Annotated in this window: 24 protein-coding genes; 16 read left to right on the top strand and 8 right to left on the bottom strand. The window is 63.3% G+C overall.

Features of this window, described 5'->3' with window-relative positions; genetic code table 11:
* The 4 genes from E5W70_RS11320 to E5W70_RS11305 form a co-directional block, all read left to right on the top strand.
* Positions 1-378 (top strand): TOBE domain-containing protein (locus E5W70_RS11320; protein WP_292657751.1); only part of this gene is annotated, 378 nt, incomplete at its 5' end.
* Between the two features lie 33 nt (positions 379-411).
* Positions 412-1,737, top strand: coding sequence for an ABC transporter substrate-binding protein (locus E5W70_RS11315; protein ID WP_292657748.1), 1,326 nt, complete (start codon positions 412-414; stop codon positions 1,735-1,737).
* Positions 1,738-1,825: 88 nt separating this feature from the next.
* Positions 1,826-2,776, top strand: a complete 951-nt coding sequence (locus tag E5W70_RS11310; RefSeq protein ID WP_292657744.1) for a sugar ABC transporter permease — start codon at positions 1,826-1,828, stop codon at positions 2,774-2,776.
* 1 nt (position 2,777) lies between these two features.
* Positions 2,778-3,671: a carbohydrate ABC transporter permease gene (locus E5W70_RS11305; protein WP_023717433.1), complete on the top strand. Its 894-nt coding sequence runs from the start codon at positions 2,778-2,780 to the stop codon at positions 3,669-3,671.
* A gap of 184 nt (positions 3,672-3,855) precedes the next feature.
* Here the strand turns inward: E5W70_RS11305 and E5W70_RS11300 are convergent, their stop codons facing one another.
* Entirely contained in the window at positions 3,856-4,842 is a 987-nt protein-coding gene (locus E5W70_RS11300; RefSeq protein ID WP_292657739.1) for an alpha/beta hydrolase, read from the bottom strand.
* A 149-nt stretch (positions 4,843-4,991) separates the two neighbouring features.
* Here E5W70_RS11300 and E5W70_RS11295 point away from each other — a divergent pair, with 149 nt between their 5' ends.
* The 5 genes from E5W70_RS11295 (at position 4,992) to E5W70_RS11275 (ending at position 12,387) form a co-directional block, all read left to right on the top strand.
* Positions 4,992-5,741, top strand: a complete 750-nt coding sequence (locus tag E5W70_RS11295; protein WP_292657736.1) for a competence/damage-inducible protein A — start codon at positions 4,992-4,994, stop codon at positions 5,739-5,741.
* A gap of 78 nt (positions 5,742-5,819) precedes the next feature.
* Positions 5,820-6,653, top strand: a complete 834-nt coding sequence (locus E5W70_RS11290; RefSeq protein WP_292657733.1) for a universal stress protein — start codon at positions 5,820-5,822, stop codon at positions 6,651-6,653.
* 125 nt (positions 6,654-6,778) lie between these two features.
* Entirely contained in the window at positions 6,779-7,279 is a 501-nt protein-coding gene (gene gpt / locus E5W70_RS11285) for a xanthine phosphoribosyltransferase (RefSeq protein WP_023674762.1), read from the top strand.
* A 196-nt stretch (positions 7,280-7,475) separates the two neighbouring features.
* Positions 7,476-7,964: an NUDIX hydrolase gene (locus tag E5W70_RS11280; protein WP_292657730.1), complete on the top strand. Its 489-nt coding sequence runs from the start codon at positions 7,476-7,478 to the stop codon at positions 7,962-7,964.
* A gap of 658 nt (positions 7,965-8,622) precedes the next feature.
* Entirely contained in the window at positions 8,623-12,387 is a 3,765-nt protein-coding gene (locus E5W70_RS11275) for a vitamin B12-dependent ribonucleotide reductase (protein ID WP_292657728.1), read from the top strand.
* Between the two features lie 180 nt (positions 12,388-12,567).
* Here the strand turns inward: E5W70_RS11275 and E5W70_RS11270 are convergent, their stop codons facing one another.
* Positions 12,568-13,578 carry an MBL fold metallo-hydrolase gene (locus E5W70_RS11270; protein ID WP_292657726.1) on the bottom strand — a complete coding sequence of 337 codons (1,011 nt, stop codon included), beginning with the start codon at positions 13,576-13,578 and terminating at the stop codon, positions 12,568-12,570.
* Positions 13,579-13,974: 396 nt separating this feature from the next.
* Between E5W70_RS11270 and E5W70_RS11265 the strand changes: the two genes are divergently transcribed.
* Entirely contained in the window at positions 13,975-14,181 is a 207-nt protein-coding gene (locus E5W70_RS11265; RefSeq protein WP_023783899.1) for a type II toxin-antitoxin system HicB family antitoxin, read from the top strand.
* Between the two features lie 286 nt (positions 14,182-14,467).
* Here E5W70_RS11265 and E5W70_RS11260 read toward each other — a convergent pair whose 3' ends face one another.
* Complete coding sequence (locus tag E5W70_RS11260; RefSeq protein ID WP_292657718.1) at positions 14,468-15,487, bottom strand: GH25 family lysozyme; 1,020 nt, start codon at positions 15,485-15,487, stop codon at positions 14,468-14,470.
* 261 nt (positions 15,488-15,748) lie between these two features.
* Between E5W70_RS11260 and E5W70_RS11255 the strand changes: the two genes are divergently transcribed.
* Positions 15,749-16,663, top strand: coding sequence for a hypothetical protein (locus tag E5W70_RS11255; protein ID WP_292657714.1), 915 nt, complete (start codon positions 15,749-15,751; stop codon positions 16,661-16,663).
* Between the two features lie 13 nt (positions 16,664-16,676).
* Here E5W70_RS11255 and E5W70_RS11250 read toward each other — a convergent pair whose 3' ends face one another.
* The 5 genes from E5W70_RS11250 to E5W70_RS11230 form a co-directional block, all read right to left on the bottom strand.
* Positions 16,677-16,889 carry a hypothetical protein gene (locus tag E5W70_RS11250; protein WP_023717422.1) on the bottom strand — a complete coding sequence of 71 codons (213 nt, stop codon included), beginning with the start codon at positions 16,887-16,889 and terminating at the stop codon, positions 16,677-16,679.
* A gap of 118 nt (positions 16,890-17,007) precedes the next feature.
* Positions 17,008-17,406, bottom strand: a complete 399-nt coding sequence (locus E5W70_RS11245; protein ID WP_292657709.1) for a GFA family protein — start codon at positions 17,404-17,406, stop codon at positions 17,008-17,010.
* Positions 17,407-17,601: 195 nt separating this feature from the next.
* Positions 17,602-18,558 (bottom strand): alpha/beta hydrolase, encoded by a 957-nt coding sequence (locus tag E5W70_RS11240; protein WP_292657706.1) that lies wholly within the window; start codon positions 18,556-18,558, stop codon positions 17,602-17,604.
* A 24-nt stretch (positions 18,559-18,582) separates the two neighbouring features.
* Entirely contained in the window at positions 18,583-19,068 is a 486-nt protein-coding gene (locus tag E5W70_RS11235; RefSeq protein ID WP_292657703.1) for an SRPBCC family protein, read from the bottom strand.
* A gap of 123 nt (positions 19,069-19,191) precedes the next feature.
* On the bottom strand, positions 19,192-19,440 hold the full coding sequence (locus E5W70_RS11230) for a ParB N-terminal domain-containing protein (protein ID WP_292657701.1): 249 nt from the start codon (positions 19,438-19,440) through the stop codon (positions 19,192-19,194).
* Between the two features lie 155 nt (positions 19,441-19,595).
* Here E5W70_RS11230 and E5W70_RS11225 point away from each other — a divergent pair, with 155 nt between their 5' ends.
* The 5 genes from E5W70_RS11225 to E5W70_RS11205 form a co-directional block, all read left to right on the top strand.
* Positions 19,596-21,236, top strand: coding sequence for a N,N-dimethylformamidase beta subunit family domain-containing protein (locus E5W70_RS11225; RefSeq protein ID WP_292657699.1), 1,641 nt, complete (start codon positions 19,596-19,598; stop codon positions 21,234-21,236).
* 1 nt (position 21,237) lies between these two features.
* Entirely contained in the window at positions 21,238-22,605 is a 1,368-nt protein-coding gene (locus tag E5W70_RS11220; RefSeq protein WP_292657696.1) for an aspartate aminotransferase family protein, read from the top strand.
* Positions 22,606-22,615: 10 nt separating this feature from the next.
* Positions 22,616-23,545, top strand: coding sequence for a 3-keto-5-aminohexanoate cleavage protein (locus E5W70_RS11215; protein ID WP_292657693.1), 930 nt, complete (start codon positions 22,616-22,618; stop codon positions 23,543-23,545).
* Positions 23,545-24,069, top strand: coding sequence for a GNAT family N-acetyltransferase (locus E5W70_RS11210; RefSeq protein ID WP_292657691.1), 525 nt, complete (start codon positions 23,545-23,547; stop codon positions 24,067-24,069). Before E5W70_RS11215 ends, E5W70_RS11210 begins: the two co-directional genes overlap by 1 nt.
* On the top strand, positions 24,066-25,013 hold a 948-nt coding region (locus E5W70_RS11205; RefSeq protein WP_292657688.1), incomplete at its 3' end, for a histone deacetylase family protein. The genes E5W70_RS11210 and E5W70_RS11205, both read left to right, overlap by 4 nt.

Genomic DNA, 25,013 nt, shown 5'->3' with positions numbered 1-25,013 from the left:
CCCGCCATGAACATGCTCAGGGGCGAGATCGTAAGCGACGGCTCGCCGTCGTTTCGCGGCGCCGGCGGGATTTCGGTCCCATTGGCGTCTGCACTTTCCATCGGCAATGGTGAGCCGGTCGTGCTGGGGATACGGCCCGAGCATTTACGGCTGTCCGATCAGCAGGGTATTCCGGTCACCGTCGTGGTGGTCGAGCCGACAGGGTCCGAAGTGCAGCTCATCGGCCGCACCGCCGGCGGCGAGGAGATCGTCGCCAATTTCCGGGAACGCCATTCCTTCACGCCGGGCGAAACCATCCGGCTTACGGCCGAGCCAGGCCTCATCCATCTCTTTCACGGCAAAACCGGACAGCGGTTCGAAACACCCATCGAGCAGTAGGACGGCAAGGACAATAAGCAGGAGGAAGCGAGCATGAAATTCACCAGACGCGACGTGATCCGCACCACCGCCGGCGCGGCGGCGGGAGCCTTGGGAAGCCGGCTCATCGGCTCTCCCGCCTTTGCCCAGGAGGGATTGAAGTACAAGCCCGAGGACGGCGCCAAGCTCAGGCTGCTGCGCTGGTCGCCTTTCGTGCAGGGCGACGAGGATCAATGGCTGGCCAACACCAAGCGCTTCACCGAAGCGACTGGCGTCGAGGTCCGCGTCGACAAGGAAAGCTGGGAGGACATCCGCCCCAAGGCGGCGGTCGCCGCCAATGTCGGCTCCGGCCCGGACCTGATGTTCGTCTGGTTCGACGATCCGCACCAATATCCCGACAAGCTGCACGACGTGACGGAACTGGGCGAATATCTCGGCTCGAAATATGGCGGCTGGTACGACGGACCGCACCAATATGCGACACGGCAAGGCAAGTTCCTCGGCCTGCCGCTGGCCACCATCGGCAATGCCATCGTCTATCGCGAAAGCTGGGTGAAGGAGGCCGGCTTCTCCGAGTTTCCGAAGGACACGGCGGGCTTGCTCGAGCTTTGCAAGGCATTGCAGGCGAAGGGGCACCCGGCCGGCTTCACGCACGGCCACGGCGTCGGCGACGGCAATAACTACGCCCACTGGCTGTTGTGGAGCCACGGCGGCAAAATGGTCGACGAGAGCGGCAAGGTGACGATCAACAGCCCCGAGACGCTGAAGGCGATCGAATACGCGCAGGCGCTCTATAAAACCTTCATTCCCGGTACCGAAAGCTGGCTCGACGTCAACAACAACCGCGCCTTCCTTGCCGGCGAATTGAGCGTGATCGCCAATGGCATTTCCGCCTACAACACCGCCAAGATCAACAAGGACAAGGATCCGAAACTGACCGAAATCGCCAAGGACACGCGCACGACCAACCTGCCGATCGGTCCTGTCGGGAAATCCGTCGAGCTGTTCCAGGTGACCACGGCCGTGATCTTCGACTACACGCCCTACCCCAACGCCGCCAAGGCCTACCTGCAGTTCATGTTCGAGGAACCGCAAATGGCCAAGTGGATCACGTCCTCGGCGGGCTATTGCTGCCAGACGCTCAAAGCCTTCGACAACAACCCGGTGTGGACGGCCGATCCGAACAATGCCGCTTACGCCAAGGCCTCGGCGACGCTGCGGCCCAACGGCTATGCCGGCCCGCTCGGCTATGCCTCGGCAGCGACCATGGCCGACTATGTGCTGGTCGACATGTTCGCCAAGGCGGTGACCGGCCAGGCGACGCCGCAAGAAGCGATGGAAGAAGCCGAGAAGCGCGCAAACCGCTACTATCGCGTTTGAGCCGGGTTCAGCCGGGCAGCCATGCTGCCCGGCTTTGGACTGCGTTGCGGCCGCCCGCCGATCAATGAGACCTTAGAGGAGCCGACCCATGGCCGTGACCTCCGCTGCCGCTCAGCCACGCCGGTCGACGCTGTCGCGCATTCTGACGTTCGTGTCTGAAAGTCATAACGCGCTTGGCTTCGGCTTCATGCTGCCGGCGGCGGCACTGCTGCTGGTCTTCCTGACTTATCCGCTCGGGCTCGGCGTCTGGCTCGGCTTCACCGATGCCCGCATCGGCCGCCCCGGCATCTTCATCGGCATCGAGAACTACGAATATCTGTGGGACGACGCCGTCTTCTGGCTCTCCGTCTTCAACACCTTGCTCTACACGATCAGCGCCTCGATCCTGAAATTCGTGCTCGGCCTGTGGCTGGCGCTTATCCTCAACCAGAACCTGCCGTTCAAGTCGTTCTTCCGCGCAATCGTCCTGCTGCCTTGGGTGGTGCCGACGGTGCTGTCGGCGATCGCCTTCTGGTGGATCTACGATTCGCAGTTCTCGATCCTGTCCTGGGCGCTTATGGAAATGGGCCTGATCGACCATCGCATCAATTTCCTCGGCGATCCGGAGAATGCGCGGGCTTCGGTCATCGCCGCCAATGTCTGGCGCGGTATTCCTTTCGTGGCGATAACGCTGCTTGCCGGCCTGCAGACGATTCCGCAGTCGCTCTACGAGGCCGCCACGCTCGACGGCGCCAGCCGCTGGCAATTGTTCCGCTATGTGACGCTGCCGCTGCTGACGCCCATCATCGCCATCACCATGACGTTTTCGGTGCTGTTCACCTTCACCGATTTCCAGCTGATCTATGTGCTGACGCGCGGCGGGCCGGTGAATGCCACGCACCTGATGGCGACGCTGTCGTTCCAGCGCGGCATTTCCGGAGGCCAGCTTGGCGAAGGCGCCGCGATCGCGGTCGCCATGATCCCGTTCCTGCTGGCGGCGATCCTGTTCAGCTACTTTGGCCTGCAACGCCGCAAATGGCAGCAGGGCGGCGGAGATTGACATGACCGCGATCGAAACGAGCAAACGCCCGGAACTCGACGAAGGCGGCATGGGCTACCTGCAGAGTGTGCCGCGCCGCGTGGTGACGGTCTACCTGCCGCTGCTGATATTCGTCATCGTGCTGTTGTTTCCGTTCTACTGGATGACGATCACGGCGGTTAAGCCCAACCTCGAGATGACCGACTACGCCAATTTCAATCCGTTCTGGGTGGTGCATCCGACGCTCGAGCATATCCGCTACCTGCTCTTCGAGACATCCTATCCGGGCTGGCTGCTCAACACGATCATCATCTCGACCGCCGCCACGTTCCTGTCGCTGCTGGCTGCGGTGTTCGCTGCCTATGCGATCGAACGCTTGCGGTTCTCCGGGGCGCGGCAGGTCGGCCTCGCGGTGTTCCTCGCCTATCTCGTACCGCCCTCGATCCTGTTCATTCCGCTCTCGGTGATGGTGTTCAACCTTGGGCTTTACGACACGCCCTTCGCGCTCATCCTCACCTATCCGACCTTCCTGATCCCGTTCTGCACATGGCTGCTGATGGGTTACTTCCGCTCGATCCCGTTCGAGCTGGAAGAATGCGCGCTGATCGACGGGGCAAGCCGCTGGCAGATCCTCACCAAGATCGTGCTGCCGCTGTCGGTGCCGGGCCTGATTTCCGCCGGCATCTTCGCATTCACCCTGTCATGGAACGAGTTCATCTACGCCCTGACCTTCATCCAGTCGTCCGAAAACAAGACTGTGCCGGTCGGCGTGCTCACCGAGCTGGTGCGCTCGGACGTCTATGAATGGGGCGCGCTGATGGCCGGAGCGCTGATCGGCTCGCTGCCGGTGGTGGTGCTCTATTCGTTCTTTGTCGAGCACTATGTTTCATCAATGACCGGAGCCGTGAAGGAATAGCCGACATCGTGATTGGGTTCGGAGTATTCCCGACGGCCGGGATGCCCCGGCGCGGGCCCCTTGCCGGCCGAGGCTGCGGCGGGCTACTTGCCGCAGTATTGATCGTTGACGTTGGTGATGGCGTCGGCGTCGGGGCAGGCCTGCACAGCTTTGCGTGAGGAATGCGCGAGGTCCCGGGAGGGTGTCAGCTGCCGGTGTCGGACTTCGGCGCAAATGCGCGGTCGGCAATGCGTTTGATGAAAGCGACGACCCGTTCCGGCTCGACGAATTGCGGCATGTGGCCAAGCCCCTCGACCGGCTCGAAATCGAGCCCGCTGATCTTTTCCATCACCGGCCAGCCATGGATATCGATGCCCAGCACGATGTCGGAAGCACCAAACAGAATGCCGGCCGGCATGGTGATCTCGCGATAGCGTTGCTCGATGCGGCCAAGATCCTGCTCGATGGCCACGACATCGGTCGACGTTGCGTAGAAATGGCTTGGCCTCAGCCCGCACCAGCCGCCGCCCTCGACCATATAGTCGGCCGGCGTCGCCTGCGGCGCGAAGATGAAGGCCAGCGTGCGCTCTGCGTATTTGAAAGCCGCCGGGATCGCCACCGTATGAGCCATGATCCGGCGCCGCAGCGGCGACTTGACGTATAGCGGGCCGAACTTCTCGCGCGCGTCCAGCTCCAGATGGGTCAGCGGTGCCAGCAAGGCGATGCCGGAAATCGCCTCTGGATGCTCGACAGCCAGCGTCAGCGCGATGGCGCCACCCAGCGAATGGCCGACGACCAGAGGCTTTTCCAGCCCAAGCGCCTCAATAAAGCGCCGCACGATCTCGGCCTGCTCGGGCAGCCGTCCGCTGGCGCCCCCGGCCCGCACCGAATAGCCGGAACCCGGACGATCGAGCGCGATCAGCCGATAGTTCGGGCCGAAGCGTCCGAACAGCCTGTGGCGGAAATGATGAAGCTGCGCGCCAAGGCCGTGCAGGAAGACGATCGGCCGCCCCTCGCCCGTCTCGACATAATGGATGCGGTTGCCGTCGATCTCGATGAATTTACCGCTGGCCGGCACCAGCTTTTCGGCTTTCGCCGCAATCCGCCGCGTCGCCAGCAACGGATAGGCTGCCACGACGAGCGCCAGCAGAAGCAGCGCGCCGGGCAGCCATAGCAGAATCGATACCGGCATGTTCTTGCTCATGGCCCCAAACCGGCACGCAGCATCACCCGCCGAAGGGTTCACTGCAAGAGAGGTGGCACAGGTGGATCCGTCGTTTGGCGGCATTGCCGCCGGCCGTTCGCCGCGCTATCTCAGGCGACCCGTTGCCGGAGCCTGCCATGACCGAAATCGTCACCGCCGCCATGCTCGTCATCGGCGACGAGATTCTGTCCGGCCGCACCAAGGACAAGAACATCGGCCACCTCGCCGACATCATGACGGCGATCGGCATCGACCTGAAGGAAGTGCGCATCGTTGCGGACGAGGAAGACGAGATCGTCGCTGCGGTGAATGCACTGCGCGCTCGCTACAGCTATGTCTTCACCACCGGCGGCATCGGCCCAACGCATGACGACATCACCGCCGATTCCATCGCCAAGGCCTTTGGTGTACCATGCGAATACGACGCCAAGGCCTACGCCCTGCTGGAGGCAAGCTATGCTGCCCGCGGCATCGAATACACCGAAGCGCGCAAGCGCATGGCGCGGATGCCGCGCGGGGCAGACCACATCGACAATCCAGTGTCGGTTGCGCCGGGCTTTCGCATCGGCAACGTCCATGTCATGGCCGGCGTGCCGGCGATTTTCCAGGCGATGCTCGACAATGTCGTGCCGACGTTGCGGGCCGGCACCAAAATGCTCTCGGCAACCGTGGAATGTCCGTTCGGCGAAGGCCTGATCGGCGGGCCGCTGGGCGACATCCAGAAGGCGCATCCGGACACGATCATCGGCTCCTACCCGAAATATGGCGACGGCAAGTTCTGGACGGAACTGGTGGTGCGCGCCCGCAGCCAGCAGGCGCTGGACTCGGCACGCGCCGACGTAGAGGCTATGGTGGCGAGCTTGACCAGGGCAAGCAGGGTGGGCTGATCGGCGGAGTGACGGAACCAAGCATCGCGCAGTGACGTTTGTCACGAGTGGGATCGCCGTAAGAAGTGAGGGATTGCCATGCGCTTCAAGACCATCGTCGCCATATTGCAGAACGAACAGGACGCCGAGCGCGTGCTCGACTGCGCGATCCCGCTGGCCAGCCGGTTCCAGAGCCATCTGATCGGCATCCATGCCGAGGCGCTGCCCGTGCCCTACACCTCGGCCACCGGCTTTCCGGACACCGAGTTCCTGCAGGTTTCGGCCGACATGAACCGGGAGCGGGCCGAGAAGTTGCAGGTCGCCTTTCACAAGCGCGTCGAGAATTCCGGCCTGTCGTTCGAATGGCGCAGCCTCGAGAGTTTTTCCGGCGACAGTGCGCTGACCGGCATCTCGACCGTTCGCACCGCGGACCTGATCATCGCCGCCCAGCGCGAATCGGGCAGCGATCCGAGCGCCGACGTCGACACGCTGGTCTACGACGCCGGCCGGCCGGTGCTGGTGGTGCCGCATTTGGGCCCCCTCGTCACCAGCTTCAAGCATGTGCTGCTCGCCTGGAACGGCAGCAAGGAGGCCGCGCGCGCGGCCTTCGATGCCCTGCCCTTCATCATCGAGGCCGAGAAGACGGACATCATCGTCATCGACCCGCCGGACACGCTCGACGAGGCGCCGGAAACGGCCGGCGCCGAGATCGCCGCCTCGCTGTCCAGGCACGGCGCGACGGTCAGCGTCTCGGTGCTGAGGTCCGGCGGCGCTTCCGTTGACGACATTATCCAGACCAGGGTCGCCGAGTCGGGTGCGGACCTGCTCGTGCTCGGCGCCTACAGCCATTCCTGGCTGCGCCAGCTGCTGTTCGGCGGCGTGACGCGGACGGTGCTGCGCACCGCACCGGTGGCGGCTTTCCTGTCGCGGTAAGTTCCTAGGGACACGGCAGGACAATCGCTTTGCTGCGCCCTTGCCAAGGCCAAGCCTTTCCAGTTAATTCCGCGCGCATTCCATAGTGTCTGCGCGCAATGCGCGCTTTGCGGAGTGCGCGAAAGATGTCCCTGCCCGAAAAAGCCTTCCCGGTCTCCTGGGACCAGTTCCACCGCGATGCGCGCGCGCTCGCCTGGCGGCTTGCCGGCGCCAACAAGGGGCAATGGAAAGCGATCGTCTGCATCACGCGCGGCGGCCTGGTTCCGGCCGCCATCATATCGCGCGAGCTCGGCATCCGCATCATCGAGACGGTCTGCGTCGCCTCCTACCACGATTATACCAGCCAGGGGCAGTTGCAGGTGCTGAAGGAGGTCACGCCGGCGCTGCTCGCCGATGATGGCGCCGGCGTGCTGATCATCGACGACCTCACCGACACCGGCAAGACGGCGGGCATCGTGCGCGCGATGATGCCCAAGGCGCATTTCGCCACCGTCTATGCCAAGCCGAAGGGCAGGCCGATGGTCGACACCTTCGTCACCGAGGTCAGCCAGGACACCTGGATCTATTTTCCCTGGGACATGGGCTTCACCTACCAGAAGCCGATCGCCGACGACCACGCCGGCTGATTCGCGCAAGGTGTTCCCTTCGGAATGCACTGGCGCACACTCTTGAAAAAGTGCCGTCGCGCACGATATTTCCTGAATCTACGCCTCTTGGCGTAGTTAACAAGTCGATATGAAGTTTTTTACTTTCATTGCTTATGATTAGCCGTAAGATTCTCGAGACGGCAAATGATTCTGGGAGCTGGGGCAAGCTTCTCCGATGTGGACGAGGCCAACGACGCATAACCATCTGGCCGAAAGGGTCCGGCGACTCTTCGGTACGGCGCCGTGTCGCCTGCAGGTTGCAGCGCTGCCCTGGCGCGATAGCGGGCACGGCGTCGAGATCATGCTGATCACCAGCCGCGACACCGGCCGCTGGGTGCTTCCCAAGGGCTGGCCGGAAGCAAAGGAGCCGCTTTGCGAAGCGGCGGCGCGTGAGGCTGGGGAAGAGGCCGGGCTGCGCGGCACGATCTCGCATCATGAGGCCGGCCGCTATTTCTATGCCAAAGTGCTGGCGTCCGGCGAGGAAGTGCCGTGCGAGGTGCTGGTGTTCCCGCTGCAGGTCGACAAGGTCGCCGACCGGTGGAAGGAAAAGCGGGCACGCACTCGCAAGTGGGTCAGCGCCGCCGAGGCTGTACGCATGGTCAACGAGCCCGACCTTTGCCAGATCATCGCTCTTTTCGGTGCTGATCCGCATCGATTCAACTGAGTCGGCACATGGCTTCTGAGTCGGCATGGCTCTTCGCTGCGGCGAAGGGCTTTCGAGCGTCGCCGGCACCAGGCTTGTCTCTGCAAAAACGGAAATCAGCGCGCTTCTGTCCCCGTTATCCACATATGTGACACACAAGATGTTGGGGTCATAAAAGCTACGCAAACGAATCCTTGACGCCGCAAAACGAGTCGCCTTTTATAGGCCATGCGCTCCTGTTGAGAGCGCGACCGGAAAAGTTTCGAGGCCGGTCTTTTTCCCGGAATATGTGCGTTTTGATCCGCATTCCCGCCTGTTTACGAGGCTGGCGGAGGCGTGGGATTTTCAAGCCTTGGGTGGCGAAAGGGGAGGATTGTCGGACTTGAATAAATTGTCTGTTAATACTATATTTAGTGTTTGCAGGTAGGTTCGACGCTAGATAATGTGAATTTCCCTCGATCGAGGGCGTTACAAAAAGTTTTCAGTTTTGAGGGACCCACAGGGTCCGTGAGCGCGTCGGACAGCGGCCTCGCAAGAGGTTCGACCGGCAGGGCGGCGGAGACTGTGAAGATGAGAGCCGGGGTTTCGAACGCCGGCAGACGGCGGACATGCGCGTTTCGTCAAGAGGGCAGAAATCCTCTGGGAAAAGCGCTATATGTAGACAAAAGGGACCGGACCAATGCGCATCGAGCGTCGTTTCACCAAGCCAGGACAATCTGCCTATGCGGAGATCGAATTCCGCAAGGCGCTTTCGGAGATCAAGAATCCGGATGGGTCGGTGGTGTTCCGCTTGGACAACATCGACGTGCCGGCGCAGTTCTCCCAGGTTGCCGCCGATATCCTGGCGCAGAAATATTTCCGCAAGGCGGGCGTCCCGGTACGGCTGAAGAAGGTCGAAGAGACGCAAGTCCCCTCCTTCCTGTGGCGCTCCGTCGCCGACGAAGCTGAACTGGCAAAGCTGCCGGAAGCCGAGCGCTACGGTTCCGAGACCGACGCCCGCCAGGTCTTCGACCGGCTTGCCGGTACCTGGACTTATTGGGGCTGGAAGGGCGGCTACTTCAAGTCGGAGGAAGACTCGCGCGCCTTCCGCGACGAGCTCGCCTATATGCTGGCCACCCAGCGCGTCGCGCCGAATTCGCCGCAATGGTTCAACACCGGCCTGCACTGGGCCTATGGCATCGACGGTCCCAGCCAGGGCCATTTCTATGTCGACCCGTTCACCGGCAAGCTGACCAAGTCGAAGTCTTCCTACGAGCATCCGCAGCCGCATGCCTGCTTCATCCAGGGCGTGCAGGACGACCTCGTCAATGAAGGCGGCATCATGGACCTGTGGGTCCGTGAGGCGCGCCTGTTCAAATACGGCTCCGGCACCGGCTCCAATTTCTCATTCCTGCGCGGCGAAGGCGAAAAGCTGTCGGGCGGCGGCCGCTCGTCGGGGCTGATGAGCTTCCTCAAAATCGGCGACCGCGCGGCCGGCGCCATCAAATCGGGCGGCACGACGCGTCGCGCGGCGAAAATGGTCATCGTCGACGCCGACCATCCCGATATCGAGGAATTCATCGACTGGAAGGTCAATGAGGAGCAGAAGGTCGCCTCGCTGGTCACCGGCTCGAAGATCGTCAAGAAGCACCTCGAAGCGATCATGAAGGCCTGCATCAACTGCGAAGGCAACGGCGACGATTGCTTCGACCCGGCGGTCAACACAGCGCTGAAGCGCGAGATCAAGGCGGCCAAGAAGGACGCGGTGCCGGAGAACTATATCTACCGCGTCATCCAGTTCGCCAAGCAGGGCTATACCTCGATGTCGTTCAAGACCTACGACACCGACTGGGATTCCGACGCCTATCTCACCGTCTCCGGCCAGAATTCCAACAATTCGGTGTCGCTGAAGGACGATTTCCTGCGCGCCGTAGAGCAGGACGGCGACTGGCATCTCACCGCCCGCAAGGACGGCAAGGTGCTGAAGACGCTGAAGGCGCGCGATCTCTGGGAAAAGATCGGCTATGCCGCCTGGGCATCGGCCGATCCGGGCCTGCATTTCAACACGACGATGAACGACTGGCACACCTGCGCCTCGGCCGGTGCGATCCGGGCGTCCAACCCGTGCTCGGAATACATGTTCCTCGACGACACCGCCTGCAATCTGGCCTCGATCAACCTTCTGCCCTATCGCAACGCCGACGGCACCATCGACATCGCTGCCTACGAGCACACGGTGCGGCTGTGGACCATGGTGCTGGAAATCTCCGTCATGATGGCGCAGTTCCCGTCGAAGGAGATCGCCAAGCTTTCCTACGAGTACCGCACGCTCGGCCTCGGCTACGCCAACATCGGCGGCCTGCTGATGACCTCCGGCATTCCCTATGATTCCGACGAGGGCCGCGCCATCTGCGCCGCCCTCACCGCCATCATGACCGGCACGGCCTATGCCACCTCGGCTGAAATGGCCGCCGAGCTCGGCGCCTTCCCCGACTATGACCGCAACGCGCAGAACATGCTGCGCGTCATGCGCAACCACCGCCGAGCTGCCTATGGCGAAAGGGACGGCTACGAGAAGCTTGCCGTCAACCCGGTGCCGCTGGTCGCCTCGGACCTCAAGCAGCAGGAGCTTGCCGACCATGCCAAGGCTGCCTGGGACCGCGCCATCGAGCTTGGCGAGGAGCATGGCTACCGCAACGCGCAGGCAACGGTGATCGCGCCGACCGGCACGATCGGCCTGGTGATGGATTGCGATACCACCGGCATCGAGCCCGACTTCGCGCTGGTGAAGTTCAAGAAGCTCGCCGGCGGCGGCTATTTCAAGATCATCAACCGCGCCGTACCGGAAGCGCTGCGCACGCTCGGCTATTCCGAGGCCCAGATCGCCGAGATCGAGGCCTATGCCGTCGGCCACGGCAATCTCAACCAGGCGCCGGGCATCAATCCCGGCTCGCTCAAGGCAAAAGGTTTCACCGACGACAAGATCGCAGCACTCAACGCGGCGTTGAAGTCGGCCTTCGACATCAAGTTCGTCTTCAACCAGTGGACGCTGGGTGTCGACTGGGTGAAGGAGACGTTTGGCTTCACCGACGAGCAGCTCAACGATTTCTCATTCGAGATGCTGCCGGCACTGGGTTTTTCGAAGAAGGACATCGAGGCCGCCAACATCCATGTCTGCGGAGCGATGACGCTGGAAGGCGCGCCGTTCCTGAAGGCCGAACACCTGCCGGTGTTCGACTGCGCCAGCCCGTGCGGCAAGATCGGCAAGCGTTCGCTGTCGATCAACAGCCACATCATGATGATGGCGGCGGCACAGCCGTTCATCTCCGGCGCCATCTCCAAGACCATCAACATGCCGAACGACGCGACGGTGGAAGACGCCAAGGGCGCCTACATGCTGTCGTGGAAGCTGGCGCTGAAGGCCAATGCGCTCTATCGCGACGGCTCGAAGCTGTCGCAGCCGCTCAACGCCTCGCTGCTGTCCGATGGTGAAGAGGACGAGGACGAAGCCGTCGAGCAGCTGATCGCGGCACCCGCCGCGCAGCGCGCCGTGCAGGTGACCGAGAAGATCGTCGAGCGCGTCGTCGAGCGTCTCTACCGCGATCGCGAGAAACTGCCGAACCGCCGCAAGGGCTACACCCAGAAGGCGGTCGTCGGCGGCCACAAAGTCTATCTCAGGACCGGCGAGTTCGACGACGGCCGTATCGGCGAGATCTTCATCGACATGCACAAGGAAGGTGCCGCCTTCCGGGCGATGATGAACAACTTCGCCATCGCCATCTCGCTCGGCCTGCAATATGGCGTGCCGCTCGAGGAATTCGTCGAGGCCTTCACCTTCACCAAATTCGAGCCGGCTGGCATGGTGCAAGGCAATGACGCCATCAAGAACGCCACGTCGATCCTCGACTATGTCTTCCGCGAACTTGCCGTCTCCTATCTCGGCCGCCACGACCTCGCCCATGTCGACCAGTCGGACTTCGACAAGACTGCGCTCGGGCGCGGCATCAACGAAGGCAAGGCAACGCCCTTCTCCAAGGGCCTGACCCGCGGCGCCTCGCCGGTCAAGCTGGTGTCGGGCATGGGTGCCGAGCCCAAGGGTTTTGCCGGTTCGGGCTCCGGAACTCCGGCCCGTACCGCCCCCACCGCCTTCTCCGGCTCCAACGTGCTGACGTTGAAGCCGGCCAGCGACGAAGCCATCGCCTACAAGCGCGACTACGAGGAGCGCGCCAGGGAACTGGTCGAGGACATCGTCTACGCGGAAGCGTCCGACCCGACGGAGCTGTTCACCGACGAGGCGGCGAAAGAGGCAGCCGAAGCCAAAGCCCTTGCCGCCAACCGGCGCCAGCAATCGCTGATGCAGGGCTACACCGGCAACGAATGCTCGGAATGCCACAACTTCACGATGGTGCGGAACGGGACGTGCGAGAAGTGCGACACTTGTGGGGCTACGAGCGGGTGCAGCTGAGATAGCTGGTAGGCAAGTTGATCGCTTAGAGGTGGGTTGACGGCAACCCACCTCTAACGGCCAAAGCAAGCCAATTGCCACCACCCGATCAGGCACGCCCGATGCCTAGCTACTCAAAGCTCGCGACGTTGCTCGTGCGGTCGCTCAAACGCTGTGCTCGGCCCTAACCCAATAAGCTGGTCAGTAGTCCCAGACAGCCGGCACGCAACGAAAGACATCGCCGTCCACCGCCACATGGCAGATAGACGGGAACGGCAGGTGAGTGGCCACCAGCGGCTCGCGGGTCGCCGCCAGCTCCCGCAAAAGATTGATGCGGACGCGGGCCGCCTCCTCGGGGTCGTGTTCGAAGCCGTTGTGCCAGTCGGGTTGGTCGAACCCAACCTGGAACACGGCGTCACCGGCGAAGGTCAGTCGATCGCCGCCGGACGCTAGGCGGACCACGCTGTGCCCGGGGGTGTGGCCACCGGTGAGCGTGACGACTACCCCCGGCGCCACCTCGTGCTCCGTCTCAAACGGCCGCAACTGGCTGTGGTAGTCGTTCACGAACCGCTTGGCCGCCCGCCGCAGCGCATCCGGGAACCCCGTTGGCATGGAGACGCGGGAGAAATCGGGCGACTCCCAGAACTTGAGCTCGGCGGCCGCCACGTGAATCCGCAGATCCGGACGCAGCCGGTCCTTCACCCCGTCGATGAGCAGCCCGCCGATATGGTCCATGTGCATATGGGTAAGCACCACGTCGGTGACTGATGCGAGATCGATGCCGGCGGCCTCCAGTCGCGAGACCAACCGCCCGGCCCTCGGCAAGTGCAAGTCCGGGTCCATCCCCAGCCCGGCGTCCACCAGTATGGTCCGGTCGCCGCTGCGTACGACGACCACGTTCAGCGGCCACTCGAGCACGTCCGGCGGCAGGAACATGTCGTCCAGCCAAGCCTCCCGGAGGGCCGGGTCGACGTTGTATGCCATAACCGGCGCTGGTATCGGCAGCACTCCATCGCTGACCACCAGCACGTCGATGTCGCCGACCTGCAGCGCGTAGCGCGACGGAACCAATTCGGGCTCCGGTCTACCGTTGCTGTGCTTGGCGTTCAGGCTGTCGGCGCAGTGCTGGATCGAGGGGTGTGAAATGTTGTCCAAGCTCATGTTTGTCTCCTGCTGACCAGTCGTGCGGGTTTTTGTTTCTGCCTGCGACATGATGCGCTCCTGTTTTGCGTGATCGAGACGTGTCGGTCACAAGCCACGTCGGGGACGCTATGGGGAAGCGTGTCGGCTATCGAGCTACACCTGAGGATGGGTCAGCCTGTGCTCTCAGTGGACCGCAGCGAGGATTTGGTGGTGAAGAGGCTGGCATGAGGGAGTAGACGCCCTCGCCCACCGAACGGCGCCCTGCGCTCAGCGTTGACTCGAAGCCGTCCTCGATATCCGCGACGATGTGCTCTTTCGAGCAGGAAGGATGTCAGGAGGAGCTGCTATTCAACTACGTCAGTGTAGATGATCGGCCGCTGGCCATAATGACATTTCCAACCGAAGAGGTTGCGCCAGGAACACTGAACAGCATCCTCAAGCATTCCGGTCTGAAGGAGCGATGACATGCGTTACGCGGTGGTGATTGAAAAAGCTGGAAACAATTTTTCCGCCTATGTGCCGGATCTGCCCGGCTGCATCGCCACCGGTGCGACCGTGCCTGAGGTTGAAGCCGAAATTCGCGACGCAATACGCTTTCATATCGAAGGCTTGCGTGCCGATGGACTGGATGTGCCCAAAGGTGTCAGCCTGGCGGAATATGTAGAGGCGTAGAGCCGCCAGCCGAACCAGGGCTGGTAGCTATCACCGCGCGTTTCGCTTCGACGGCACGGCCTGGATCCTAGGGTCTGCGCTCCGCTTCGCGTTCGCTCCGCCCTAGGATGACGAAGACACGGAGGCCGAAGGCCAATCGCCAAGGCCGGTAACCAGCGGGAACATCCCTTTCTTCGTCATCCTAGGGCGGAGCAGGAGCGAAGCGACGTTGCGGAGACCCTAGGATCCATGCCGTGCCCCACGCGGCGCGATGCCGACGATTGAAGCCAAGCACCCGACGACGGTGCTACTCGGCCTCAGCCACCATCTGCCGGCCACCAGTCCAGTCGCGCCACGCCCGCTCATCACCACGGAAGACATTGAGGTCGATGCGGCCTCTTACCCCGTGCGACAGGCCGGAGCCGGAATATTGCCAGAACAGCCATTTGCGGTCGGGATAGACTTTTGACGGGTGCGCGGCCACGGCGCGCAGCCAGAATGGATAATCTGGGAAGGCGCCCCTGAGATTGTCGCGGTAGAAATCGGGCGCGGTGTAGATGATCGGGCGCTGGCCGTAGTAGCGCTCTAGCTTGTCCATGAACACCTGCATCTTCTCCAGCACCTTTTGCCGGGACGGGCGGCGCTTGCAGCTCGATTCGCCGTTCCACTCGACGTCGATCACCGGCGGCAGCGCGCCCTCGACCCTCGGCACGTTGCGGATGAACCAGTCGGCCTGCTCGCCGGCGGTGCGGCACCAGTAGAAGAAATGATAGGCGCCGCGCTTCAGGCCGGCGGCGTCGGCATTGCGCCAGTTCCTGGTAAACATCGGGTCGAGATGATCGCCGCCGTCGGTGGCCTTGATGTAGGCGAAGTTGGCGCCCTGGGCGCGCAGCTTTTGCCAGTTCACATTGCCCTGCCAGCGCGAAACGTCGACGCCGTGAACGGCAAGGCGTCTGGGCGAGGAGGCCCTGCCGAAATTGATCGGCTTGGCATCGCGAAAACCATAGCGCGTGACCGGCTCGGCAAGCATCGCCGGTGCTGCGCGTGTCAGCCGCTTCGGCGGCGACATCAGCGCGATCACCTCGGCCGGCGGTTCGACGTCCTGATCGGGTACGTCCATCGCGACCGGCTGTTCGTCCTGCTCCTGTTCGGCAAAAGCGGGCGCGGCATCAGTTTTCGCCACGGATGCCACCGGCGCGGGTGGCCGTACAACCGAGCTGGTGGTCTCGCTGGACGGCACTTGCAGCGCATCGACGCCGGAGGTCGACGTGCAACCGGCGAGGCACAGCGCTGCGATCGAAAAGATGACGACGCCTGATAACCGCATCTGGACCTGTACGCAAAACACAACAGACCGAAGGCAGGACAACGCCGCCGGACAAACCAAGCTGGATTCCTAACAAGAAACTACCAACAAAGTTTGAATCGAATTGTTAGGGCTTTGCATCGGGACATGGGCCGGACAGAGGGGGGCGCTATCCCTCCAACGTTCGGCCACATCGCTGCCTCGCAATCCCGCTTGACAACTCACTGCATCAGATTAGTCTCCGCTAATCTTACAGTGTAAGGCCATACTTGGGAGGAAGTCATGCAGCCCGCCGCCCTGTCAGAATTGCAGCCCGTCGTCCCGCCGGAGCCACGCTCGCCCGCCATCGGGATCGACGAGATATCTGGCGATCTCAGCCGCACCATCGAACGCGCCGAGGTCGAGGCCTGGCTCGATCTCTATCGCGCCGCCCCGGCAGACTTTGCCGCAAGGCAAGGCTTGGCCATCGCCGAAGATGGCGATCTCGTCTGGACCACCTGCACGACGATCCCGTTCATCCACTTCAACTGCGTCAAGAATTTCGGCGTCGAGAGCGCGGCCACCGAGAGCCGGCTCGACGCGCTTCTGGCGCATTATCGCGACGCCGGCATTCTGAGGCCCTGGTTCTACACCAATCCACATACCGAGCCCGCGACGCTCAGCTGCTGGCTCGAGGCGCGCGGCCTGCAGCGTCAGGGCGGCTGGGAACGCATCTTTCGCGACGCCACGCCATTGCCAGCGGAGCGGCTGTTCCCGACGAAGGATGTCTCGGTCGAGCGGGTGACGCCGGCAACGGCAAGGGAATGGGCGGGGTTCATCGACAGCCAGTACCGGCTGCCGACCTCACCGTGGTTGCTGGCGCTGGCCGGCCGACGCGGCTGGCATCATTACATGCTGCGGCGGGAAGGGGCGGTGGCAGCGGTGCGCTCGATGTTCATCGGTGCCGACGGCATGGCCTGGAGCGGCATCGACGCGCCGGTTCCCGGCATCATGGCGCCGAGCTTCGACCTCGATGCAATGCTCGGCGAAGCGATGGTGCGCGACGGACTTGCGGCCGGCGCAAAACTGTTCGTGGCCGACATCGAGGCGCCGCACGCCGAGCGCGACGGGCCAGCCTACCGCAACTATGCACGCCTCGGCTTCAAGCTTGCTTATTTCCGCAGCCATTACAGCTATTTGCCGGCAAATTCCGGCTGACCGCTTCAATACCCTAGCCGCACAGCCACAGCTTGTGGCAGGTCGTGGCCATCAGGTGGGCCGGCGGTACAAAACGATCGTTGACCGCCACATCATCGTCCGCCCGGCGGACCTTTTCCTCGAGCAGCGTGCGAAGTTCTGCCGGCTGCACGCGGTCGCGCTCCATCACCAGCTTGATCATCGGATCACTCAAGAGCTCGTCCAGGGTGTTGATGCTGTCGTTCATTCCGTCGCCTCCTCGACTGCCGCCCGCACGCAATAGATAGGCAGCAATGATGGCCCGCCAATGACGCTTTGCCGGCTATCTCGTGTCGCTTCGGATTAAATTTTGTTCAGATTTCACCTCAAGCTGGAGGTGGCGCGCCTTCATATTGCGGCAGGCCGTCGACGATCTGCACCCAGGGCTGCTTCGAGGCGGTCCAGATATGCATCTCAGGCCTGAACACCGAGGGATCATCGAGGGAGCCGGTGGTGACACCGATGATGCCGGCGGAATCGCGCCGGGAAAACATCGTCGTGCCGCAACGCGGGCAAAAGCCACGCTTGAGATCGGGCGAGGAATTCACCGTCGCCAACGGCCCGTCGACCGTCACATCGTCGATGCGGAACAGCACGCGCGCGTTGAAGGCGGCACCCAGCGCCTTCTGGCAGAGCCGGCAATGGCAGACGCGCTCATTGATCGGTGCCGCCTCGGCAAGGTAGCGCACCGCACCGCACAAACACCCGCCCTGATATCTTGCCATCGCCCGTGTTCCTTCCCTGCGAGGATAGGCGATAGCTATCGATAGGCGTGGCACCGTCAATTGAAAAGCTTTGATGGCGCCATCTATAGCTGTGATGCGGCCGATGGGCGATTGGCTCGATGCGCCGCGCCAAGGCCTCATCGACGAAATGTCGGCCGTCTCGCGGGAGACGGCCGTCAGACAATTGACTGGGCGTCAGTTCGTTTCGTTGACGACTTCGTCCCAGGTCTTGACCTTGGTCTCGCCATCGAGGAACGGCAGCGCGGCAGCTGTCAGTTCCGGCGCGAAGAACACGTCGTAATGGGTGCGGTTCGGCACGATCGCCAGACGGTTCTGCGACAGGTTCTCGCGCATCCAGCCGGCGTCCTTCAATCCGCCGCCAAGCATCTGGTAGAATTTGATCTCGTGCTCGGGCCGGTACATGTCGCTGTCGCCGAACACCAGCATCACCGGCATTTTCAGTTTCGGCACGTCGGCGGAATAGTCGTAATCCTTGCGCATGTAGGCGCCGAGCTGGTCGAGGAGTTTCGGGAAATCCTCCGGATGCGGCGCAACCGCGACGTAGGACTTGTACATCGGCGTGTCCTTCATCATGTCGGCCATCGCCGCGCCGACCTGTGCCTGCTGGCCACGCATCTCGGCATAGAAGCCGTCCGCGGCGTAGCCGGTGGAGACCAGCACCAGGCGGCGCACCGTTTCGGGATGCTGGACGGCCATGCGGAAGGCGACGCCGCCCCCCAGCGAATAACCCATGACATCGACCTTGTCGTAGCCGAGCGCCTTGACGATCGCCGCCATGTCGTCGCCCATCGCCTCCAGGCTGAGCGGCCGGTCGCCGAGCGCGGTGCGGCCATGGCCCTGCAGGTCGACGCCGATGACGGTGCGGTTTTCGGTAAGTTTTGGCAGAATCGGCGCGAACATGTCGGTCGTGCCGAGACCGCCATGCAGCAGGAGCAGCGGCTCGCCCTTGCCATAGACGGCGTAATAATAGTTCAGGCCGTTGATCGGCAGCAGGCCGGATTTTTCCGGCGTCGGCAGTGTTGCGGTTGCGGTCGTCATGGCGAGCTTGGCCTCCTCTGCATTGATGGTGCCCGGCGCCGCAAAGAGCGCGGCGGCCGAGGCGAAAATGGCAAAAAATACCGATCTGGACATATCAGTCTCCCTCTCCCGTTTGCATCAAAGTCGCTTTGCGACCTGCTCGAGCTGATCGGCGCACTGGCCCCAGCCCTCGTGAAAACCCATTTTCTCGTGCTGTTCGCGGTCGGCGACCGACCAATGCGCAACCCGGGCGATGTAACGGGTCTTGCCCTCGCCCTCGTCCTCGAGTGTCACGATGCCGGTCATGAACGGTTTGGCGGAAGGCTCCCACGCCTTGGTATAGGCATCGGTGAACACGAGCTTCTTGCCCGGCACGACTTCGAGGAAGACGCCGGGGTTCGCAAACTCATTGCCGTCCGGACCGGCCATGACGACCAGGCTGGTGCCGCCGGAGCGAACGTCCATCTCCGCGCGCGGCGTCGTCCACGGCTTCGGCGCGAACCATTGCGTCAGGAGATGCGGCTCGGTCCAGCAGCGATAGACGTTCTCGCGAGGCGCATCGATTATGCGGGCAAGGATCAGCTCGCGGTCCGAGTTGGGGGCGATGTCGAGCTTGGTGGTCATGGTGTTTCCTCACATGTCGGTTTTGGCTTTCGTGTCTAGGACGAACCAACAAGACGCAAGCCGACACGGTCCGCGAGAAAAAATCCGCGGGACCGGAAATTCGAACGACGGAACTGAGTGGCTTCAGTGACGCTTGGCTTGCACCAGATAGGCGTCGATCTCGGTCTCGCCGAGCCACTTGGCCGCTTCCAGCCGATGCAACCCTTCGACGAGGATGTGGCGCTTGCCGTCATGGCGCACCTGGATCGGCATCTTCATGCCGTTTTCCAGAATGTCCTCGGCCAGATGGCGGACGGTTTCGGGATGCAGCGTCTTCTTGCGCGCGGTCGGCACGTAGATGTCGGCGACCTTGACCTTTTGCACTCTCAGCATATCGGCTCCCGTGGCGGACAAGGCCGCGTTTTGTGAGATAGTCTGTTTGGCCGGCAAGGCCAAGGGAACAGCCGACAATAGCTGGCCCGATCGTTTCCAATTGACGCTTGGCCGGCGGATGGCCGAAATGGCGGCCTTCGACCTTAGCGGTGTCCATGAACCATCTGTCGACCGAGTTTCCCGATTTCGGACTGACGCCGGAGCAGCGACGGCAGGCGGTGCGCAGCCATTACTGGGAATGGCCCGGTATGGATGGCGGGCGCGGCGAAATCTGGTGCTACAGCGACCGTTTTTCCTACCGTCCTGGCGACATGGTGGCACTGCATGTCAGTTCGACGGCCGCCAGTTTCGGCATCGCGATTGTCCGCGACGGCTGCGCGGAAGCGACAATGTTCGAGGAGGCCGGTATCGCGGCGCGCTGGCAGCATGCGCCGGATCAATGTTCGGTCGAGGGCTGCGGCTGGGAAGCGTCCTTTGAAGTCCGCATCGGCGACGACTGGCCGTCCGGCGCCTATCGCATCACGCTGACGGCAGATGGCCGGGACGGCAAGCCGATCCGCTGCCACCATCTTTTCATCGTCTCGCCGCAGCCCGGCAAGAAACCCGGCCGCGTGCTGCAGGTCGCGGCCACCGGCACCTGGCTCGCCTACAACACATGGGGCGGTTCCAACCATTACGAAGGCATCACCGGGTCGGCCCGCGACCAGTATGCACGAATGGTGTCGACGCAGCGGCCGTGGTGCCGCGGCTTCGTCGTGCTGTCCAAGGACGCGCCGCGCGTGCCGCTCGAAGTCGCGGTGCCGCCGAAAACCGTGCCGCGCTATCCGCACATGGAATGGGCCTTTGCCACCGGCCATTCGAAGAAATACGCCTCGTCCGGCTGGGCAAGCTACGACAGCCACTTCTTCCGCTTCGCCGAGCGTGCCGGCTACGCCGTCGATCTCGCCAGCCAGCACGATCTGCATTTTTCGCCCGACATCCTCGACGGCTATGACTGCGTCGTCTTCGTGGGCCACGACGAATACTGGACCTGGGAGATGCGCGATGCGGTCGACAACTATGTCGAGCGCGGCGGTCATGCGGCGCGCTTTGCCGGCAATTTCATGTGGCAGACCAGGCTGGAGGACGAAGGCCGCCGGCAGGTCTGCTACAAATACCGCGCTCGCGCCGAGGACCCGGCCTATCGCGGCGGCGATATAAGGCGCGCCACCAATTCCTGGGAAGCGCCGGAAATCGGCCGGCCGGGTGCGGCGACCTTCGGGCTCAACGCAACACGAGGCGTCTATGCCGGCTGGGGTGGCTGCTCGCCGCGCGGCGTGCGCGGCTTTCCGGTCTACCGGCCGGAGCATTGGGCGTTTGCCGGTACCGGCATCTACTATGGCGACCTGCTCGGCGCCGACAGCCACGTCTATGGCTATGAGGTCGATGGGCTCGATTTCGAGATCCGCGGCGGCCTGCCCTACCCCACGCCCGACAGCGGCGCACCGGACGGCCTGCAGGTGCTCGCGGTCGGCATGGCTGCCCAGGTCGAGGAAAGCGCCGACATTGCGTTCGAGGACCAGTTTCTCGGCGACGAGGACGGGCGCTTCACCGCCGAAACGCTGTTCGGCGAGGCAAGCGACGCCAATCTCGACAAGGTCAAACGCGGCAACGGCATGATCGTCAATTTCCCGCGCGGCAAGGGCGAGGTGTTTCACGCCGGAAGCTGCGAATGGGTTGCCGGCCTGCTAAGGCAGGATGCGATGGTCGAGCGTGTTACCAGAAATGTCCTCGACCGCTATCTCGGAAAGTCATGACATGCTGAAGTCCCCTGCCCCGGAAGCCCGCGAAGCCTCGCATCTGTTTTATCTGTCCAGCCTGCGCCGGCCGCTGATCGACCGCGCCGAAGGCATCTACATGTGGACGCAGGACGGCCGCCGCTTCATCGACGGATCGAGCGGCCCGATGGTCGCCAATATCGGCCACTCCAATCGCAACGTGCTCGACGCTATGAAACGGCAGATGGACCGCGCCACCTTCGCCTACCGCCTGCATTTCGAAAACGAACCGGCAGAGGAGCTCGCGCGGCAACTGGCGGCCAAACTCCCCGAGAGCCTCGACCGCATCTTTTTCGTCTCCGGCGGCTCGGAAGCTACAGAATCCTGCATCAAGCTGGCGCGGCAATGGGCGGTTGCCACCGGCCAGCCCAGCCGTTGGAAGGTGATCACGCGCTTTCCCTCCTATCACGGCGGCACGCTGGGTGCGCTCGCCGTCACCGGTGACGAAGCGCTGGCCGAAAATTTTACGCCGATGATGCAGGTCATGCCGACGGTGCCGGCGCCAATCGCCTGGCGCGACCGCGACAATCTTTCGATGGAACAGCGCGGCATCCGCTACGCCGACATGCTGGAGGAAAAGATCCTCGCCGAGGGACCGCAGAGCGTGCTCGCCTTCATCATGGAGCCGGTCGGCGGCGCTGCCACGGCAGCACTGGTCGCGCCGGACAGCTATTATCCGCGCATCCGCGAGATCTGCGATCGCTACGGCATCCTGCTCATCCATGACGAAGTGATGAGCGGTGCCGGCCGCACCGGAAAATTCCTCGGCGGCGACCACTGGAACTGCAAGCCTGACATCGTTGCGCTGTCGAAGGGGCTGGGCTCGGGCTACGCGCCGCTCGGCGCGCTGGCGGCACCGATGCGGCTGGTGCAGCCGTTGCTCGCATCGGGCGGCTTCCAGCACGGCCATACCTATGCCGGCAACCCGCTCGCCTGCGCCGCCGGGCTCGCCGTACTCGGCGAAATGGACCGCCTCGGCCTGATCGCCAACGCGGCTGTCATGGGCGACCTTTTGATGGACGAACTGAAGGGATTGGCGAAGCGGTTTCCGTTCATCGCCGACACCCGCGGCAAGGGCCTGCTCACCGGTGCCGAAATGGTCGCCGACCCAGAAACGCTGAGGCCGATCGAGCCGGCAAAAAAGGCCACCCAGCGCCTGCTCGACCTCGCCTATGAGCGCGGTCTGATCATCTACGGACGCAAGGTCAAGGGCGGTGTCGACGGCGACAATTTCATGGTCGCGCCGCCGATGATCGTCACCGCCGCGCAGATCGGCGAGATCGTATCCATCATCGGCGACTCGCTCGAGGTGCTGGCCGGCGAGCTCGACCTGCCGGTCGAAGGCTGAGGGGCGAACCATGGCGCCGCGAAAAGTCATTATCACCTGCGCCGTCACCGGGTCGGTGCATACGCCGTCGATGTCGCCGCATCTGCCGGTGACGCCGGACCAGATCGCCGCAGACGCGATCGCCGCCGCCGAGGCCGGCGCTTCGATCCTGCATCTTCATGCCCGCGACCCCAAGCATGGGCGGCCTACCGCCGACCCCGAGGTGTTCATGCAGTTCCTGCCGCGCATCAAGCAAGCGACCGACGCAGTGATCAACATCACCACCGGCGGCTCCTCGCTGATGACGCTCGACCAGCGGTTGGCCGCGCCGCTCAGGGCCGCGCCGGAAATGTGCTCGCTCAACATGGGCTCGATGAATTTCGCGCTGTTCCCAATGCTCGAGCGGCCGCGAGAATGGCAGCACGAATGGGAGCCGAAACTGCTCGAGGCCACCCGCGACACGATCTTCAAGAACACCTTTGCCGATATGGAGACGGTGCTGGAAAAGCTTGGGCGCGGCTGCGGCACGCGTTTCGAATTCGAGTGCTACGATGTCGGCCATCTCTATTCGCTTGCGCATTTCCGCGACCGCGGGCTGGTGTCGGGACCATTGTTCATCCAATTCGTGCTCGGCATATTGGGTGGTATCGGCGCCGATCCAGAAAACCTGGTCCACATGAAGCGGATCGCCGACAAACTGTTCGGCGACAGCTATCAGTTTTCGGTGCTGGCCGCCGGACGCCACCAGATGCCGATGATCTCGATTGCGGCGGCGATGGGCGGCAACGTCCGCGTCGGGCTGGAGGACAGCCTCTACGACGGGCGCCAGCTCGCCAAGTCCAATGCCGACCAGGTGCGTCGCATCCGCGGCGTGCTCGAAGGGCTGTCGCTGGACGTCGCAACGCCGGCCGAGGCACGGCAGATGCTGGCGCTCAAGGGCGGCGACCGCGTGGCGTTCTGATGGTTGTGGCCGTGACCAACCCACCGTCAAGCGACATTGTCATCCGCCCCGGCACCAGCGAAGACGTCGAAACCATCCACGCCGCACTCCTACGGCTCGGCGCGCATGTCGGCGCACATCAGGAGATCACCTCGACAGCTCAGGATCTCCGCACCTATGGCTTTGGCGAAAAGCCTGCCTTCTCGACCTTGATCGCCGAAGTCGGCGGCGAATTTGCCGGGCTGTGCCTCTATTTTCCGATCTTCTCGACATGGATGGGCCGGCCCGGCGTCTATGTGCAGGACCTCTATATCGAGGACCGGTTTCGCGGCCGCAGGATCGGCGAGCGCCTGCTGCGGCGGGTCGCGGCGCAATGCCGCAAGGACGGCGGCGTTTACCTCAGGCTGTCCGTCGACACCGACAACGAGACCGCCAAGGCTTTTTACGAACAGTTGGGCATTGCCTGGTCGAGCTACGAGCAGGTGCAAAAGATCGTCGGCGAGGCCTTTTTCGCCTTTGCCGACGCACCGGAGGAGCCAACATGAAAGCCTTCTATGCCGAAGAACAGAAGCGCCACGACCCGAAGGCGTTCCTCTCAAGCGGCGCGCCGCAGCCCAATCCAGAAAAGCCGGAACGGGTCGAGCGATTGTTAGCCGGCGCAAAGGCTGCCGGCTGCACGATCGAACGGCCGCGGGATCACGGGCTCGGCCCGATTGCCGCGGTCCATACGCCGGAATATCTCGATTTCCTCCAGCATATCTTCGCGCGCTGGCAGCGCATCGAGGGCGCCTCGGCCGAGGTCATCCCCAACATCCACCCGATCGCGCGGAACGGCTCCTATCCGGCCTCGGCGGTCGGCCAAGCCGGCTACCACATGGCCGACACCGCCTGCCCAATATCCGGGGAGACGTGGCAGAGCGCGCTTTGGAGCGCCTGGAGCGCGGTTGAAACCGCCGAGGCGGTGATGTCGGGAGCGCCTTCAGCCTATGCGCTGTGCCGTCCGCCCGGCCATCACGCCTTTGCCGATGTCGCCGGCGGCTTCTGCTTCATCAACAATTCGGCGGTCGCCGCACAGGTTCTGCGCAAGCAGGCGCAGCGGGTGGCGATCCTCGATGTCGACCTGCACCACGGCAACGGCACGCAAGGCATCTTCTATGCCCGGCCGGACGTGCTCACCGTGTCGCTGCATGCCGACCCGGTGCGGTTCTATCCGTTTTTCTGGGGCTATGCCGACGAGCGCGGCGAAGGCGCCGGCCTCGGCTACAATCTCAACCTGCCGCTACCGCGCAAATCCGGCGATGCGGCTTTCCTCGAAGCGCTGACGGCAGCGTTCCAGCGCATCAACGCCTTCTCGCCCGATGCGCTTGTGGTGGCGCTGGGGCTAGACGCCTTCGAAGGCGATCCGTTCGGCGGGCTGTCGGTGAGCACGCCTGGTTTTTCGCGCATTGGCGAGTCGATCGCCGGGCTCGGCCTGCCGACGGTCATCGTC

The organism is Mesorhizobium sp., from assembly GCF_005063415.1.
Taxonomy (GTDB): Bacteria; Pseudomonadota; Alphaproteobacteria; order Rhizobiales; family Rhizobiaceae; genus Mesorhizobium.
Note: the sequence above shows the minus strand (reverse complement) of the source record. Positions and strands in the feature narration are given on the sequence as shown.

What these genes read in the sequence shown, in the direction of transcription:
- E5W70_RS11315 (WP_292657748.1), top strand. Translation starts at nt 412, where the DNA reads ATGAAATTCACCAGACGCGACGTGATCCGCACCACCGCCGGCGCGGCG.
- E5W70_RS11310 (WP_292657744.1), top strand. Translation starts at nt 1,826, where the DNA reads ATGGCCGTGACCTCCGCTGCCGCTCAGCCACGCCGGTCGACGCTGTCG.
- E5W70_RS11305 (WP_023717433.1), top strand. Translation starts at nt 2,778, where the DNA reads ATGACCGCGATCGAAACGAGCAAACGCCCGGAACTCGACGAAGGCGGC.
- E5W70_RS11300 (WP_292657739.1), bottom strand. Translation starts at nt 4,842, where the DNA reads ATGCCGGTATCGATTCTGCTATGGCTGCCCGGCGCGCTGCTTCTGCTG.
- E5W70_RS11295 (WP_292657736.1), top strand. Translation starts at nt 4,992, where the DNA reads ATGACCGAAATCGTCACCGCCGCCATGCTCGTCATCGGCGACGAGATT.
- E5W70_RS11290 (WP_292657733.1), top strand. Translation starts at nt 5,820, where the DNA reads ATGCGCTTCAAGACCATCGTCGCCATATTGCAGAACGAACAGGACGCC.
- gpt (WP_023674762.1), top strand. Translation starts at nt 6,779, where the DNA reads ATGTCCCTGCCCGAAAAAGCCTTCCCGGTCTCCTGGGACCAGTTCCAC.
- E5W70_RS11280 (WP_292657730.1), top strand. Translation starts at nt 7,476, where the DNA reads ATGTGGACGAGGCCAACGACGCATAACCATCTGGCCGAAAGGGTCCGG.
- E5W70_RS11275 (WP_292657728.1), top strand. Translation starts at nt 8,623, where the DNA reads ATGCGCATCGAGCGTCGTTTCACCAAGCCAGGACAATCTGCCTATGCG.
- E5W70_RS11270 (WP_292657726.1), bottom strand. Translation starts at nt 13,578, where the DNA reads ATGTCGCAGGCAGAAACAAAAACCCGCACGACTGGTCAGCAGGAGACA.
- E5W70_RS11265 (WP_023783899.1), top strand. Translation starts at nt 13,975, where the DNA reads ATGCGTTACGCGGTGGTGATTGAAAAAGCTGGAAACAATTTTTCCGCC.
- E5W70_RS11260 (WP_292657718.1), bottom strand. Translation starts at nt 15,487, where the DNA reads ATGCGGTTATCAGGCGTCGTCATCTTTTCGATCGCAGCGCTGTGCCTC.
- E5W70_RS11255 (WP_292657714.1), top strand. Translation starts at nt 15,749, where the DNA reads ATGCAGCCCGCCGCCCTGTCAGAATTGCAGCCCGTCGTCCCGCCGGAG.
- E5W70_RS11250 (WP_023717422.1), bottom strand. Translation starts at nt 16,889, where the DNA reads ATGAACGACAGCATCAACACCCTGGACGAGCTCTTGAGTGATCCGATG.
- E5W70_RS11245 (WP_292657709.1), bottom strand. Translation starts at nt 17,406, where the DNA reads ATGGCAAGATATCAGGGCGGGTGTTTGTGCGGTGCGGTGCGCTACCTT.
- E5W70_RS11240 (WP_292657706.1), bottom strand. Translation starts at nt 18,558, where the DNA reads ATGTCCAGATCGGTATTTTTTGCCATTTTCGCCTCGGCCGCCGCGCTC.
- E5W70_RS11235 (WP_292657703.1), bottom strand. Translation starts at nt 19,068, where the DNA reads ATGACCACCAAGCTCGACATCGCCCCCAACTCGGACCGCGAGCTGATC.
- E5W70_RS11230 (WP_292657701.1), bottom strand. Translation starts at nt 19,440, where the DNA reads ATGCTGAGAGTGCAAAAGGTCAAGGTCGCCGACATCTACGTGCCGACC.
- E5W70_RS11225 (WP_292657699.1), top strand. Translation starts at nt 19,596, where the DNA reads ATGAACCATCTGTCGACCGAGTTTCCCGATTTCGGACTGACGCCGGAG.
- E5W70_RS11220 (WP_292657696.1), top strand. Translation starts at nt 21,238, where the DNA reads ATGCTGAAGTCCCCTGCCCCGGAAGCCCGCGAAGCCTCGCATCTGTTT.
- E5W70_RS11215 (WP_292657693.1), top strand. Translation starts at nt 22,616, where the DNA reads ATGGCGCCGCGAAAAGTCATTATCACCTGCGCCGTCACCGGGTCGGTG.
- E5W70_RS11210 (WP_292657691.1), top strand. Translation starts at nt 23,545, where the DNA reads ATGGTTGTGGCCGTGACCAACCCACCGTCAAGCGACATTGTCATCCGC.